This is a genomic window from Saccharopolyspora sp. NPDC050642 (assembly GCF_040654735.1).
Classification (GTDB): Bacteria; Actinomycetota; Actinomycetes; order Mycobacteriales; family Pseudonocardiaceae; genus Saccharopolyspora; species Saccharopolyspora elongata.
The window spans coordinates 206,157-220,489 of the sequence record NZ_JBFAIN010000007.1; the positions used below are offsets into that span (position 1 = coordinate 206,157).

Annotated in this window: 14 protein-coding genes; 9 read left to right on the forward strand and 5 right to left on the reverse strand. The window is 69.0% G+C overall.

Annotated features, from left to right (window positions below):
- Positions 1-4: 4 nt before the first annotated feature.
- From AB0H93_RS14320 to AB0H93_RS14345, 6 genes are all read left to right on the forward strand, one after another.
- Complete coding sequence (locus tag AB0H93_RS14320) at positions 5-934, forward strand: NAD(P)H-binding protein (RefSeq protein ID WP_358572261.1); 930 nt, start codon at positions 5-7, stop codon at positions 932-934.
- A 388-nt stretch (positions 935-1,322) separates the two neighbouring features.
- Positions 1,323-2,345, forward strand: coding sequence for an alcohol dehydrogenase (locus tag AB0H93_RS14325; RefSeq protein ID WP_358572263.1), 1,023 nt, complete (start codon positions 1,323-1,325; stop codon positions 2,343-2,345).
- Between the two features lie 237 nt (positions 2,346-2,582).
- Positions 2,583-3,560: an alpha/beta hydrolase gene (locus AB0H93_RS14330; protein WP_358572265.1), complete on the forward strand. Its 978-nt coding sequence runs from the start codon at positions 2,583-2,585 to the stop codon at positions 3,558-3,560.
- Between the two features lie 252 nt (positions 3,561-3,812).
- Positions 3,813-5,000: an AI-2E family transporter gene (locus tag AB0H93_RS14335; RefSeq protein ID WP_358572267.1), complete on the forward strand. Its 1,188-nt coding sequence runs from the start codon at positions 3,813-3,815 to the stop codon at positions 4,998-5,000.
- Between the two features lie 102 nt (positions 5,001-5,102).
- The gene (locus tag AB0H93_RS14340; RefSeq protein WP_358572269.1) at positions 5,103-5,279 is read left to right on the forward strand and encodes a hypothetical protein; all 177 of its coding nucleotides are present in this window, start codon (positions 5,103-5,105) and stop codon (positions 5,277-5,279) included.
- A 64-nt stretch (positions 5,280-5,343) separates the two neighbouring features.
- Complete coding sequence (locus AB0H93_RS14345; RefSeq protein ID WP_358572271.1) at positions 5,344-6,108, forward strand: SDR family oxidoreductase; 765 nt, start codon at positions 5,344-5,346, stop codon at positions 6,106-6,108.
- An 89-nt stretch (positions 6,109-6,197) separates the two neighbouring features.
- Here AB0H93_RS14345 and AB0H93_RS14350 read toward each other — a convergent pair whose 3' ends face one another.
- The 5 genes from AB0H93_RS14350 to AB0H93_RS14370 form a co-directional block, all read right to left on the reverse strand.
- Positions 6,198-6,932 carry an NAD(P)H-binding protein gene (locus tag AB0H93_RS14350; RefSeq protein WP_358572273.1) on the reverse strand — a complete coding sequence of 245 codons (735 nt, stop codon included), beginning with the start codon at positions 6,930-6,932 and terminating at the stop codon, positions 6,198-6,200.
- A gap of 64 nt (positions 6,933-6,996) precedes the next feature.
- Positions 6,997-7,434 carry a cupin domain-containing protein gene (locus tag AB0H93_RS14355; protein WP_358572275.1) on the reverse strand — a complete coding sequence of 146 codons (438 nt, stop codon included), beginning with the start codon at positions 7,432-7,434 and terminating at the stop codon, positions 6,997-6,999.
- Positions 7,435-7,801: 367 nt separating this feature from the next.
- A complete protein-coding gene (locus AB0H93_RS14360; RefSeq protein ID WP_358572277.1) occupies positions 7,802-8,845 on the reverse strand; it encodes a phosphotriesterase-related protein in 1,044 nt (347 codons plus the stop codon).
- A complete protein-coding gene (locus AB0H93_RS14365; protein WP_358572279.1) occupies positions 8,842-9,849 on the reverse strand; it encodes a DMT family transporter in 1,008 nt (335 codons plus the stop codon). Before AB0H93_RS14365 ends, AB0H93_RS14360 begins: the two co-directional genes overlap by 4 nt.
- Before the next feature lie 127 nt (positions 9,850-9,976).
- A complete protein-coding gene (locus AB0H93_RS14370) occupies positions 9,977-10,717 on the reverse strand; it encodes a glutamine amidotransferase (protein ID WP_358572499.1) in 741 nt (246 codons plus the stop codon).
- A gap of 151 nt (positions 10,718-10,868) precedes the next feature.
- Between AB0H93_RS14370 and AB0H93_RS14375 the strand changes: the two genes are divergently transcribed.
- The 3 genes from AB0H93_RS14375 to AB0H93_RS14385 all read left to right on the forward strand — a co-directional run bounded on the left by AB0H93_RS14375 (position 10,869) and on the right by AB0H93_RS14385 (position 14,241).
- Complete coding sequence (locus AB0H93_RS14375) at positions 10,869-11,879, forward strand: LacI family DNA-binding transcriptional regulator (protein WP_358572281.1); 1,011 nt, start codon at positions 10,869-10,871, stop codon at positions 11,877-11,879.
- 13 nt (positions 11,880-11,892) lie between these two features.
- Entirely contained in the window at positions 11,893-12,984 is a 1,092-nt protein-coding gene (locus tag AB0H93_RS14380; RefSeq protein ID WP_358572283.1) for a M20 family metallopeptidase, read from the forward strand.
- A 369-nt stretch (positions 12,985-13,353) separates the two neighbouring features.
- A complete protein-coding gene (locus tag AB0H93_RS14385; RefSeq protein WP_358572285.1) occupies positions 13,354-14,241 on the forward strand; it encodes a mechanosensitive ion channel family protein in 888 nt (295 codons plus the stop codon).
- The last annotated feature ends 92 nt before the right edge of the window (positions 14,242-14,333 follow it).

Below are 14,333 nucleotides of genomic sequence, written 5' to 3' on the forward strand. Positions count from 1 at the left end.
TTCGATGACCACCGAACCCACGTACCTGATCACCGGTGCCGGTGGTGGCGTCGGCGGGATCAGCCGGCTCGTCGTGGAACACCTCCTCGCCCACCGGCTGGCAGTGCGGGCCATGGTCCACCACGACGACGCCCGAGCCGAAGCCCTGCGAGACCTCGGCGCAGATGTCGTCGTCGGCGACCTCACCAACCCCGTGCACGTCGCCGCAGCCACCGACGGCATCAGCCGGATGTTCTTCAGCATGAGCGTCTCGCCGGACTACCTCGAAGCCACCGCCGTCGTCTGCGCGGCGGTCCGAGAACCACCCGGCCTCGAAGTCCTGGTCAACATGTCGCAGATGACCGTCTCCCAGATGACGGCGACGAGCACGGCGGAATCCCACCAGCAACGCCTGCACTGGCTGGCCGAACACGTCATCGACTGGTCCGCGGTCCCGGCGGTCCACATCAGACCCACGGTGCTGCTCGAGAACCCGCTGTTCTCCGTGCTCGCCGCGCAATCGATCCGCGACCACGACACGCTGGCACTGCCCTTCGGAACGGGCCGCACCTCCCCCATCGCCGCCGGCGATGTCGCCAACGTCGTCACCGCAGTCCTGCGCGCACCGCAACGCCACATCGGCTCGGTGTACGAACTGACCGGCCCCGCGGCCCTGCACATCGACGAACTCGCCCACGAGTACTCACGCGCGCTGGGCCGGCCCATCACCGCCGCGCACGTCTCCTACGACGAGTGGTTCGACCAGCTGACGAGCACCGACCTGAATCCCCACGTGCAGCAACACATCGCCACGATGGCGAAACTGCACCGCGACGGCCGCTACGACCGCGCCACCACCGACGTCGAGCAGATCACCGGCCAACCAGCCCGAACGGTTGAGCAATACGTACGAGAACGGCGCGAAGTGTTCAACAGCCGGCAAGAAGGACCGTGAGGCACTCCCCTCCCACGGTCACTTGCCACCGGCGGGTCCGCGCGATGTCGGATTCGGTCGGTACGGGGGTCCGGTCCTGTTGGAGCTCACGGGGTGAACAGGTGATTCGTTCGGCGACGAATTCTTCAACGGTCCGCGCGGGTTCTCCCGTGATCATCTCAATGTCCCAAGTGGACCGTTCGTAGCGGTTCCGGCGGCGCAGGCGCGCCGTAGTGGCGATGTGCGCCTCTGCGTGCGGCGGAAATCCCGCGATGCTTTCGCCCCCAGCACGACCCGCCCACGAACCCCGGTCGCGGCAGTGAACCGCTCCCGTCGGCGTGCGCGTGGGAGCGGGAACTGGTCTGCTGGTACCGGAAGCCGTCAGCGACCGTGCTCGGGAGAGATCCAGATGAGCCCCTATCGAGTCGCGCAGGTCTCCGCGGCCGGCGGACCATTCGAGATCGTCGAGCGCGAGGCAGCGCATCCGGGCCCCGGCCACGTGTGCATCGCCGTCGAGGCGTGCGGAGTCTGCCACAGCGACTCGTTCTTCATCGACGCCGCAGTTCCAGGTGTCCGGTTCCCGCTGGTCCCTGGCCATGAGATCGCCGGACACGTCGAGCAGCTCGGCGAGGGGACGCACACCGGGTGGCAGGTGGGCGATCGGGTGGCGGTGGGCTGGTTCGGCGGCAGCTGCCACCGCTGCACACCCTGCAAGCAGGGCGACTTCATCGTGTGCGACAACCTGAAAGTCCCCGGATGGGCCTACGACGGCGGTTTCGCCGAGGCGGTCATCGCGCCGGTCGACGCCCTGGCCCGCATCCCAGACTCGCTGGCGGCCACCGATGCGGCCCCCATGGCCTGCGCGGGAGTAACGACGTACAACGGACTGCGACGCAGCTCTGCGCAGCCGGGCGACTTGGTAGCCGTACTCGGCATCGGCGGTCTGGGCCACCTGGCAGTGAGGTACGCGGTCGCCATGGGCTTCGAGACGGTGGCGATCGCCCGGGGAGCCGAGAAAGCCGAGTTCGCGGAGCAGCTCGGCGCGCACCACTACATCGACAGCACGGCCGACACCCCCGTCGCAGCCGCGCTGCAGACCCTCGGCGGTGCCAAGGTCGTGCTCGCCACCGCCGCCAACGCCGATGCCATCACAGCGACCGCGGACGGGCTGTCCCACCGCGGCGAGCTGGTGGTCATCGGCGCGGTGGCTGAGCCGCTGGGCATCAGCCCGAACCAGCTGGTCATGCGCGGCAAGATCGTCCGCGGCCACCCGTCCGGCACCGCACAGGACGTGCAGGACACCCTGGCCTTCAGCGCTCTGCACGGGATCCGCCCGATGATCGAGCCCCTCCCGCTGGACCAGGCCAACGAGGCATACCAAAAGATGCTCTCCGGCGCCGCCCGGTTCCGCATGGTGCTCACCACTGGCTGACCCGGCAAGCTCGATCGAACCCGCGTGCACGAACCAGGTTTACGAGGCGCAAGGACCTTCTGCTCTATAAGCACGAGCTGCATCGATCCACTCTCGACGGGTCAGTCGTCATCTGCCGATCGGCGGTCCACGGCCAGCCATCGAAGGCTGCCTCGTCGGGTACGTGCTGGGCTTGCCGGTTCCAGATCGACATCGGTAACGGGCGGAAAGCCCGAAAACCCCTTGGAGAAGATCACGATGAGCAGTGGCGCCAAGCCCGTCGGGACAACGCTCGTCGAGCCTCGCACGCAGGAATGGCTGGACCAGCTCGCCGCTGCCGGGGGCACGCCGCTTTATGAACTCTCGCCGCAGGACGCGCGCGACGTGCTTCGGGGAGCCCAGACCAGCGTCCCGGTCGAGGTGATGCCCGCCGATGTCGAGGATCGCGTGATCCCGGGTGGACCGACCGGCGAGGTGAGCATTCGCATCGTCAAGCCCCAACACACCACCGACGTGTTGCCGGTGATCGTCCACTCGCACGGCGGCGGCTGGATTCTCGGGGACAAGGACACCCATGATCGCCTCGTGCGGGAGCTGGCGAACGCGGCCCGAGCGGCAGTCGTATTCGTCGATTACACGCCGGCACCCGAGGCGCACTACCCGGTGCAGAACGAGCAGGCCTACACCGCGCTCGAGTGGGTGGCGGCCAACGCTGCGGACTTCGGTGGCGACCCGAGGCGGATCGCGCTGTTCGGCGATAGCGTCGGCGGCAACATGACGGCGGCGCTGACGCTGATGGCCAAGCAACGCAGTGGTCCGCGGATCGCGGCCCAGGTGCTGTTCTACCCGGTCACCGACGCCGATCTGGATACCGGCTCCTACCGGCAGTACGCGGAGGGCCCTTGGCTGACGCGTGCCGCGATGCAGTGGTTCTGGAACGCGTATCTGCCCGATGAGAAGCAGCGCTGGGAGCCGACGGTCTCCCCGCTGGAGGCGTCGATCGACCAGTTGCGCGGACTGCCGCCGGCGCTGGTGGTCACCGACGACGATGTGCTCCGCGACGAGGGCGAGGCATACGCGAGCAAGCTCGCGCAGGCGGGAGTGCCGGTGACTCAGGTGCGCTATGGCGGGACGATCCACGACTTCGCGTTGCTCAACCCCATCGCGGACACACCCGCGCCACGCGCCGCGATCGCGCAAGCCGGTCAATTCCTACGCCAGCACCTGGGCACCTAGGCATGTTCCTCGCAACAACACCAACTGATCCATAGTGGACGAACGGCGCATGCATGGGAAAGCCGGCCGGCAAGACAGGCCGGGCAGTCAACACGCGGACCGCATTCGACGACGGCGAAGCCTTCCGCGAGCAAGACCGAATCGAGAACTGCCACGAAGCCCCAAGACGCGCAGGAAGGACCCACGCATCCACCGAAAACGCCGCCCTCACCGGGAAGACCGCTGACGCAGAACAACCGGCGGGAGGACACGGTGACGACGGATCCCACTGCCGAGCCGGAAGATCGCGACGAGCACGGTTGTGATGCGGGAATGACTCGTCGACCAGCAGACGAACCCGGGTCGCCGGGTGACGAGCCGGAGCCCAACGCGGCGACGGCGGCCAGGTCGAGGGGCGACGAGCGACCGGGACGTACCCTTGACCGGCGCTCCCCCTTCGTCACCGGCATGACGGCGGCCGCCGGCGTGGCGGTGACCTTCGGCGCAGTCCAGCTGATCATCACCGCACGGCAAGTGCTGATCCTCATCGGCCTGGCCTTCTTTCTGGCAATGAGCCTGGAACCAACGGTGTCGTGGTTGGTACGACACCGGCTGCCGAGATGGGCCGCGGTGCTGAGCGTGCTGGTAGTCGCTCTGGGCGTGGTGGCCGGATTCCTCGCGGCGGCGATTCCGCCCCTGATCGCTCAAGCAGGCCAGTTCACCGCGCAGGTGCCGGGATATCTGAGCAGCCTGCAAGACCCGCGGTCCACGCTCGGGCAACTCAATGCCCAGTTCGAGGTCCAACAGCGCGTGCAGCAGTTGCTCAGCGAACAAAGCGCAACGCTGGCGCAAGGACTGCTCGGGGCAGGACAGCTGCTGTTCGACGCGATTTCCGGTTCGGTCGTGGTCGCGGTTCTCGTGGTGTACTTCCTGGCGGCGATGCCGCACATCCTGCGGACGCTGTACCAATTGGTACCGGCACAGCGGCGGCCCCGCGCCACCCGGATCGGCAACGAAATCTTCGACCAGACCGGTGGGTACCTGCTCGGCAACCTGATCACCTCGCTGATAGCGGGGACCGCAACCTTCATCTGGCTGATGATCTTCGGCGTACCGTTTCCGCTGTTGCTGGCGGTGCTCGTCGCGCTCCTGGACCTGCTGCCGGTAGTCGGCCCCATCACCGCCGGTGTGATCGTCTCGATGCTCTCCCTGACCGTGTCGGTGCCGGTCGCATTGGCCACCGTGGCTTTCCTCATCGTCTACCGGGTCATCGAGGACTACCTCCTCGTGCCGAAGATCATCGGCCGGACCGCGCAGGTACCTGCCGTCGCCACGGTCGTCGCCGTCTTGCTCGGAGCGGCCCTGCTGGGAGTCATCGGGGCATTGATCGCCATTCCCATGGCCGCAGTGATCAGGCTTCTCCTGCGCGAGTTCGTGCTACCTCGCCTGGACCGCGCGTGACGACCCACCCGACAAGCCTGAGGCACCGACGAGGGCTTTGACGTTGACGCCCTGCACGCCGGGTGACCGGACTTCTTGAAGGCGGTTCCGAGGTAGCGGACGGTGAACACCGCGCCGGGCATGATGATGCCGCCGAGGACGATCGACTGGAAGATCCACGACGAGGTCCGGCCCGTTTCACTGCGGGCCAGGTTGAGCGCGGCCAGCGTCGCGAAGCACAAGCTGATCGCAATCGCACTGCAAGCGAGTAGAAGCCGGGTTCGCGCACATGTGTTCTGAGGGCGAAGGGCCATGTGACCGGGGCTTGGGCACGGGGAGCATCGGCGAGCGGGAGGGATGTCGCATGGGGCAGCTCGACGGGAAGGTCACCGTGATCACCGGCGGTTCCGAGGGTATTGGAGCGGCCACTGCTCGACGTTTCGCCTCGGAAGGTGCGACCGTGTTCGTCACCGGTCGGCGACAGGCCGAGTTGGACACCACGGCGAAGGCGATCAACGCGCAGAACGACCGCGGACAAGCCATCGCCGTGCGAAGCGACGTGTCCTCGCTCGAGGATCTCGACCGCCTTTACGCCCGGGTCGGGGACCACAGCGGCCGCATCGACGTGCTGTTCGCGAACGCGGGTGTGGCCGAGCTCGCGCGGCTGGAAGACGTCAGCGAGGAGCATTTCGACCGCATCTTCGGCGTCAACGTCCGGGGGCTGCTGTTCACGGTGCAGAAGGCGCTGCCGCTGCTGTCGGATGGCGCGTCGGTCATCCTGACGTCGTCCATCGCCGCGTCCAAGGGCGTCGAGGCGTCGAGCGTCTACAGCGCCGCCAAGGCCGCCGTTCGCAACTTCGCGCGGACCTGGGCGGTGGAGCTGGCGGGGCGCCGCATCCGGGTCAATGCGATCAGCCCAGGTCCGATCGAGACTCCGATGTTCTCCGGCGTCACGGCCGATCCGGCTCGGGAAACCGACTTCAAGGATGCTCTCCTGGCCGGCATGCCCCTCGGCCGGCTGGGAGACCCGGAGGAAGTGGCCGCGGCCGCGCTCTTCCTGGCAACTGACGCCAGCAGTTTCACCACCGGTGCCGAACTCTTCGTCGACGGAGGACTTGCCCAGGCCTGAGCCAGCAAACCCACTTCGTCCGTTTGGCATTGGTGGCATCAGCCGGTTCGGCTTAAGGTGCGCAGCAGCTGTGTCGTCGCCGAGCCGAGTCAGCTCGCGAGCCATTCCCGATAGGTGGTCTTGGCGAGGACGGCGTCGTCCTTGGCGATGAGGACGTCGCGCGGGGCGGCGGCGAACATGCCGGCGCTGTTGTCGGTGACGACGGTGCGATGGTCACCACGGGCGGCGAGGGTGATCTCGCCCAGCTCGTCGAGCGCGAAGACCTCGGGGCCGGCGACGTTGCGGGTGCCCTGCAGCGGGTCGCCCAGGCTGACGTCGGCCACGGCCCGGGCGACGTCGGCCGCGGCCATGGGCTGGACGAGAGTGGCGGGCAGGCGGACGGTTCTCTCGTCGGCGGTCCAGGACAGCACCGCGTCGATGAACTCGAAGAACTGCGTGGCGCGGACGATCGAGTACGGCACGGGGCCGGCCTTGAGGATGTCCTCCTGCAACACCTTCGCGCGGTAGTAGACCAGGCCCGGCACCTGGTCTGCGCCCACGATCGAGAGGATTACCGCGTGGCCGACGCCGGCGGCCTTGGCTGCCGTCAGCAGGTTGTCCATCGTCTTCTGGAAGAACTCGAGCGAGGCTTCGTCGAAGGTCGGCGAGTTCGTCAGGTTGACGACGACGTCGGCCTTGTCCAGCGCTTCGGGCAGGCCTTGCCCGCTGAGCAGGTCCAGACCGGTGGACGGCGAGTGCGGCACCGCCTCGTGCCCACTGGCGTTCAGGAGCTTGACCACCTGCGAGCCGATGAGGCCGGTGCCACCGATGACAGCGATCTTCATTTCGTCGACCTTCCGCGTTCTCGGAGATGAGATGTCCGAGCCTTGAACACGACGGGTCTCGCGGTCAGCTCGTGCGCGGGGCCCGGCGGCTCTTGCGCCGGACGAGCTCTTCCTCGTCCACCAAGGTGAGCATGGGTTTGCCCGGTTCGCAGAACATGGTGACGGTGAAGCGCACCGGGACGTCGTCGCGGTTGTTGCCGTCCTGGTAGTGGATGACGTCGCCACCCGGCTCCCAGAACGCCTCGCCGGCCCGGACGACACGCGCCGGCTGACCTTCGAGCTCGAACACCATCTCGCCGTCCAGCACATAGCCGAAGGCCGGTCCGGGGTGCCGATGCGCAGGGGTGCCGGGGTCGCCCGGTGGGAACTCGACGACGATGGTCGTCACGTGCGCACCCGCCGGGATGAAGGGCGGCTCCGCCTCCTGCACCACGGTGACCGCCGACTGCCACGCGTTCGATCGTGGCTGCTGCCTGTCGTTCGTCGACTCGATGTCCGACATGAAAAGACCTCCCCGAGGAATGGGAGCGGAGGGTCCGCTCAGCTCCTAGGACCGGACAGCGCGGGTTGTGACACCTCACCAGCTCTTGATTCAACAGCCCCGCCCCTGGCATGACCGGTCGCACGGCAAGGATCAGGAAGAGGCCGCTGACGCCATGACCGGCTCCAGCATGCCGTCGGCGGCGGGGCATCAGCCTGGGGCTTTGGTCCTGTGCCACCGGGTCGACCTGGTAGCTGAGCAGTCGACGACAGGCTGTTCGAGCGCATTGCCTGAGAGCTTCCGGATACTCGTCAGCCACACGACCGAGACAGCAAGATCACTCATGTGGCCAAGGCCGGAACGGACCTCCGGATGTGGAGCCGGCCTGTTACTGCCCGCTGAGCATGCGGGCAGGATTGGTCCGGGTGAGCGTCTCGATCCAGTCGTCGCCGACTCCGAGCACCCGCAGCATCTCGGCGAAAACCGTTGGCACGAATGCGAATCCGTTCCCGCCGTGGCGCGTCCACATCTGCTTCAGGAAGACGTCGTGGCTGAGCAGCACCCGGTGGCCGTGGCCGGCCTCGACGAGCCCCGCGACGGCCGCCGCGCTCACCCGGCTCGCCGGGGCCTCGCCCTCCTTCGGGAACGTGATGTCCATGCCGATCATGTCGAACTCCAGCCAGACCCCGCGGTCGGCGATGCCGGTCTGGTAGGCGGTGTCCGCTGCCGACGGGTCCATGTGCGACAGCACCACCCGGCCGGGGTCGACGCCGATCTCGTCGAGCACGATGTCGAGCACCTCGTGCCCGCGGCGCTGCCAGCCGGGCAGGTGGATCATGAGCGCCACCTCGGGATGCTCGCGCTGGGCGAGCGCGGCAGCCCGCAACGAGGCCGACTCCGCCGGGGTGAAGTCCGGGGAAACACCGATCTCGCCGATGATCCCCGGCTGCGCCCGGTGCTCGCCGACGCCGCGGGCGAGCTCGTCGCCGATGCTCGCGGCCTGCGCCTCGACCGAGTTCGCCGTGATGCGCTCGCCCTCGAACTTCTCCAGGTAGGCGCCGCAGCCCATGACGATGTTCAGGCCGGTGCGGTGGGCCGCCTCCACCAGCTTGTCGGGGTCGCGGCCGATGGCCGCGCTGCACGTGGCATCGACGATGGTCCGGCCGCCGACCGCCTGGAAGGCCGCGACGTCGTCGACCACGCCGTCGACCTGCTTGGCGGCCAGGTTGTCCGCGCAGCAGTACGGGTCCTGCCGGAGCGCCCACGCCGCCGATGCGTCGACGGCGCGATCGGCCAGGAACTCGGTGAACCGGTAGCTCGGCGGGTCGAGCACCCCGGACAGGTCGTTGAAGAGGTGCTCGTGCGGCAGGACGAGCCCCAGTTCGCCCGCGGGCACCGGGCCCGTGACGGTCTGCACGAACCCGCCGGTCACCGCGCGGCTCCCGGTTCACCGGCCTGGCGGGAGGGGATCATCCCGATCCCGGCGGCGATCAGCGCGAGCACGGTGCCGATCACGGTGACGAGGTGGATGGGGTGGCCGACCGCGGGCACGACGAGGTCGAGCAGCAGCGAACCGACGAGCTGCCCGGCCACCGAACCCAGCCCGAGCAGGAGCAGGCCGAGACCGCGCACCAGCAGCGCCATGAATCCGATCGACAGCAGGCCCAGCACCCCGCCGGTGTACATCCACCAGGTCGGCGGCAGCGAGAAGTGCGCCGTCCCGATCGCCAGCCGGACCAGCAGGCCCGCCAGCAGGACGACGAAGCCGACCAGGAAGTTGAACGTGATCGACACCAGCATCGAGCCGCTCTCCCGCGCCACCGCCGCGTTGCCCGCCGGCTGCCACCCGGCGAGCAGCCCGGCGGCGAACGGCAGGACGGCCAGCGCGATCGCGTGCGGCACGTGGAAGTTCGGCGAGATCGTGACCGCGGTGGCGGCGACGGCCAGCGCGGCGCCGAGCCCGCGGGCGACCGAGATCGGCTGCTTGACCGTGGCGGTGACGCCGATCCGGTCGCAGATGACCCCGGAGAGGATCAGGCCCGCGATCAGGGTGATCTGGAAGACCGCGACCCCGAGCACCCCGACCGAGACGCCCTCGGAGAGCACCACCGCGCCGCCGCAGAGACCGGCGAGGTAGTTCCACCAGCCGATGCGGCGGCTGCGGATCAGGCGCGGGATGGCCAGCGCCTGCCGGCGCGTGCCGGGCCGTGCGAACACGATGACGAGCATCAGCACCAAGCCGCTGCCGAACGAGATCACGGCCGCGCTGTTGCCGTCGCCGACGGTCTCGCCGAGCGCTCCGTTGACCGCTGACTGCAGCGGGCTGAGCATGCCGGCCAGCACCGTGGCGATGACCAGGGCGGTCGTGGTGACGCCGCGGGCCGCCCGGCCGGACGTCGCCGGCGGGGTCACCGGAGGAGCGGGTGTATTGGTCATGGCGGTGCGCACTCCCTAGTTGTCCGTGGTGCACCGGATTAGGTGAGACGGGGGCAAGGCTTGGACGTCGTTGTCGTCCGAGGCACACCGCGGGTGACGTGGGCAGCCCGGCGGGGCGCGGACTGGGCTACCGGTCGCCGGCCAACCAGGTGACGGCCTGGTGGAACAGCCGACGGTACCCCTGCCACTCCATGAACTCGGTGGGTGCCCAGTGCGGCGAGATGTCCGAGGCGAAGGCGAGGGTCCGGCCGGCTCCTTCGGCGCGCACGGCCAGCAACGGCCGGGATTCGACCGTGGCGAGCACGGCCGCGTCGGGCTTGGCGATCAGCCGCTGGTAACCGAGCAGGATCGGCCACTGCTCGTCCAGGCCCTCGGTGACCGGGTGCGCGGTTCCGGTGAGCTCACCGGCGACGCCTTCGGGGCATTCCACCCGGTCGTCGTAGGGCAGGATCTCGACCGGCAGCACGTCCTCGATCGGCGTGCCGTGGAAGTTCGCCTTGGCCTGGAACCCCTGGAAGCTCAGGTAGCCGCCGGCCATGGCCAGCCCGCCGCCGCCCCGCACCCACTCGGCCAGCAGCTTGAGCCGGTTCGGGAAGGGGCGTCCCTGGTTGAACACCTGCGGGTGCAGCAGCAGCGAGTTCGCGCCGATGTCCGACAGGATCACCACGTCGTATTCGTCCAGTTCCGCCGTCGAGGCGGGGAAATCGGTCGCCACGGCGTGCGACGGCAGGTGCACCACCTCGTGCCCCTCTGCGCGCAACGCCGCGAGCAACACCTCGGCGCCGATCTCGAGCTGGGCCCGGTCGATGGCATCGAAGCCCTTGACGTCGGTCGTCCGGGCGACCCAGGACTCCCCGGCCAACAGCACCCGACTCAATTCCGCCTCCTGGTGAAAGTACGTTGCGCAAATTTTGCGCTCGATGTTGCGCAAACATAAGCGGACCCGTTCGGCGCGTCAAGAGCAATCCCCTGAAGACCGGCCGATACACTGCGGTCGAGCACTCGACGAAAGGGCGGCGATGACGTTGACGCGCGTTGCGCAACTTGCGCAAGTGTCGACCTCGACGGCGTCGCGCTACCTGCGCGGCCAGCTGAAGGTGCAGTCCGAAACCGCTGCCCGGATCGACGCCGCCGTCCGGGAACTGCACTACGAGGTGCGCCCGGCGGCATCCCCGGACGCCGCGCGCGACCACGGCCCGGTCATCGCGCTGATCGTCCCGGAACTGGTCAACCCGTTCTTCGCGGCGCTGGCCGAGGAGATCGCCACGGCCGCCGCGGTCAGCGGCGCCTCGCTCGTCATCGGCGTGACCGGGCGACAGGCGCAGCGGGAAGCCAAGGTGAGCGATTTCGTCGCCGGCGCCGAGGACATCGACGGGATGATCTACGTCGGGATGCACCGGGAGAACCCGCGACTGCTCCAGGCCATCGCCGACGGGCTGCCGGTGGTCGTGCTCGACGAGGAGATCGCCGACACCGCCGGGGTGGACACCATCGGAGTCGACAACTACGGCGGCGCCTACCAGGCGACGGCGTACCTGGCGCAGCTGGGGCACCGGCGCATCGCGCACATAGCCGGACCGCGGGAGCTCTCCACCACCCGCGACCGCCTCCGCGGATACCGCGACGCGATGCTGCACGCCGACCTGGAGGTCGACGAGGACCTGATCCTGCACGGCCCCTACACCGAGCAGTTCGGCGCGAGCACCTTCCCGTACCTCACCGGCGCCGCGCAGCCGCCCACCGCCGTGTTCGTCGGCAGCGACATCGCCGCGGTCGGCGTCCTCGGCGCCGCCGAACTGCACGGCCTGCGCATCCCGGAGGACCTGTCGGTGATCGGCTGCGACGGCATCCGGGTCGGCGAATGGCTGCGCCCGAAGCTCACAACCCTGCAGCAGCCCGTCGCCGACCTGGCCCACGGGGCGCTGGAACTGGTCCACGCCCGCATCGCCGAACCGGAGACCGACACCGTGCGGCGGACCCTCCCGCTGCAACTGGTCATCCGCGGTTCCGCGACCCCGCCCCAGCACTGACCACGGAGGACCCGTGACCGATCCGATCGCGCTCGCCCAGCAGCTCGTCCGACTCGACACCCGCGCGGCCGGCGAGAAGGCCGCCGCCGACCTGCTCGCCCCGATGCTGACGTCGGCCGGTTTCGAGGTCGCGGTCGACGAACCGCGCCCCGACCGCGCCAACCTGGTCGCCAGGTTCGGCACCGGCACCCCTATCACCCTCACCGGACACCTCGACACGGTGCCTGCCGACCCGGCGACGTGGTCGTTCGACCCGCACAGCGGCGAGATCCACGGCGACCGGCTGCGCGGCCGCGGCAGCAGCGACATGAAAGCCGGAGTGGCGGCGATCGCCGCCGCCGCGATGCACTGCGCCCGCACCAGCCCCGACGACCTGGCCGTGCAGCTGGTGTTCACCTTCGGCGAGGAAACCGGCTGCGAAGGCGCGGCGCTGCTCCCCGAGCTCGCGCCCAGCCCCGCGCTGCTGGTCGCCGAGCCGACCGCCAACCGGATCGTGCTCGGGCACAAGGGAGTCCTGTGGCTGCGGCTGACCGCGCACGGCCGCAGCGCCCACGGATCCCGCCCGGAACTCGGCGAGAACGCCCTCGCCGCACTAGCCGAAACCGCCGTGCGCATCCACCGGCACGCGGGCTGGCCGACCAGCCCGACGCACGGCCCCGCCACGGTCAACGTCGGCGCGTTCCACTCCGGTGTGCAGCCGAACCTGGTCCCGGACCGGGCCGAGCTGGTGCTCGACATCCGCACCACGCCGGAGTTCACCGCCGCCGAAGCACGTGCCGCGATCGGCGAGCTCGCGCTGCCCGGTACGGACTTCGCCACCGAGCTGGACCTGCCCGGCGTCGCCACCGACCCCGAGAACCCGTTGGCGCGCACCATCATCGACGCCCTGCGCCCGGCGGATTCCGACCGACGACCCGAGTACGCCACGTACTTCACCGACGCCTCGGTGCTGGCCGCTGCCCTCGGCTCGCCCGCGGTCGTCATCTACGGCCCGGGCGATCCCGATCAGGCGCACGTCACCGACGAGACGTGCTCCGTCACGGCGATCCGCGAAGCGACCGAGGCGCTGACCCGACTGCTCACCACGTGGCGCTCAGGCCAGTAGGGCTTGCTCGCGTCCTTGCAGGGGCGCGCGCACGCCGTGCAGCGGTTCAAAAGGGGGCCTATCCCTGCGAACACGTCCGGACAACGGCAAGCCCGGTCGAACGCCGAGCCCGCAGACGCGGATCGTCACCGGCACCGTCCAACAGCCACTCCACCAGCGGCCGAACCGCGACGCACTCGCGCTCCAGAAAGAGATTCGCTGCTCCTTCGTGGCGAGCTCGGCGCAGTGTCCTGCTCTCAGGGCGCGAAAAAGCGGGCGGCCGCTCCTGTTCGGCTCGGCCACTGCGAATAGCAGGACAACCGCCAGGGCCTTTGGACGGCCGGGTTCCCCGCCGCCAGGTCGCGATGAACCGTGCGGCTGCGAACTTTCTTGTCCGAGCACGACATCGCCGTGGTCGCCGAGTGCTCGCTGGGAGCTCTGGGAGGTCGATTCCGCAAATCCAAGGCGGCCGACCCCTTGATCTCGTGGCTGACTCCCCGAGAATCGAAACACATGGACTCCCCGAACGACGACCCCAGCATCGGTGACGGCAGCCGGCGGCGGAACATCCGGCTGGCCCTGAAGCCACGACGGCTCACCGCCGACACGAAACGCGGCGTGGGCGCCACGTTGTCAGCCGTGGTGATGCTGGTGGCGGCAGCCCTGATCGATCCGGCCGAGTGGTTCCGCAACGGCCAGCCCCTGTACAAAACCGCTGCGATCGGGGGCGCGATCGTGTTCGTCGCGCTGGGATCGGTCGCCGTGCAGAGCCTCGCGAGGGAAGCGGGCCGCCGCGCCAGGGTTCGGCTCAGCGCAAGCCATGCCGGGGCGATCCGCTTGGTCATCTCCCTGGCCGGTTATGCCCTCGTCGCGGTCCTGACGCTGGGAGAGCTGGGCGTGCGCGTGGACCAACTCCTCCTCGGCGGCGCCGTCACCGGAGTGATCATCGGCATTGCGGCACAGCAGTCGCTCGGCAACGTGTTCGCCGGCCTGATGCTCGCCACCGCGCGCCCTTTCAACCTCGGCGACCACCTGATCGTTCACTCGGGGACTCTCGGTGGGCCCTTGGAAGGCCGCGTGGCAGAAGTGGGCCTCGTCTACCTGACGTTGGAAAGCGACGACGGCATGATCAAGCTGCCCAACACCGCCGTCCTCAACTCGGCCATCGCGCCCAACAACGGGATCCGTTCGCCGCAAACCGACCGGCCGAACGCCTCCACCGACACCGAACGAGGCGCGAGCAGATCGAAACCGTGTCATTGCGGGGAGTCGTCGTGATCGGCGAGGGCTGAAGAAGCTGGAGTTGTCGTCGCCGGCGCAAATCGCAACGTCGGTCCGTTGCGTGCAGAGCGCACCTCCCAGACCAACGC

Bases quoted from the DNA above. Each gene is read 5' to 3' on its own strand.
- AB0H93_RS14320 (WP_358572261.1), top strand. From the start codon at position 5: ATGACCACCGAACCCACGTACCTGATCACCGGTGCCGGTGGTGGCGTC.
- AB0H93_RS14325 (WP_358572263.1), top strand. From the start codon at position 1,323: ATGAGCCCCTATCGAGTCGCGCAGGTCTCCGCGGCCGGCGGACCATTC.
- AB0H93_RS14330 (WP_358572265.1), top strand. From the start codon at position 2,583: ATGAGCAGTGGCGCCAAGCCCGTCGGGACAACGCTCGTCGAGCCTCGC.
- AB0H93_RS14345 (WP_358572271.1), top strand. From the start codon at position 5,344: ATGGGGCAGCTCGACGGGAAGGTCACCGTGATCACCGGCGGTTCCGAG.
- AB0H93_RS14350 (WP_358572273.1), bottom strand. From the start codon at position 6,932: ATGAAGATCGCTGTCATCGGTGGCACCGGCCTCATCGGCTCGCAGGTG.
- AB0H93_RS14355 (WP_358572275.1), bottom strand. From the start codon at position 7,434: ATGTCGGACATCGAGTCGACGAACGACAGGCAGCAGCCACGATCGAAC.
- AB0H93_RS14365 (WP_358572279.1), bottom strand. From the start codon at position 9,849: ATGACCAATACACCCGCTCCTCCGGTGACCCCGCCGGCGACGTCCGGC.
- AB0H93_RS14375 (WP_358572281.1), top strand. From the start codon at position 10,869: ATGACGTTGACGCGCGTTGCGCAACTTGCGCAAGTGTCGACCTCGACG.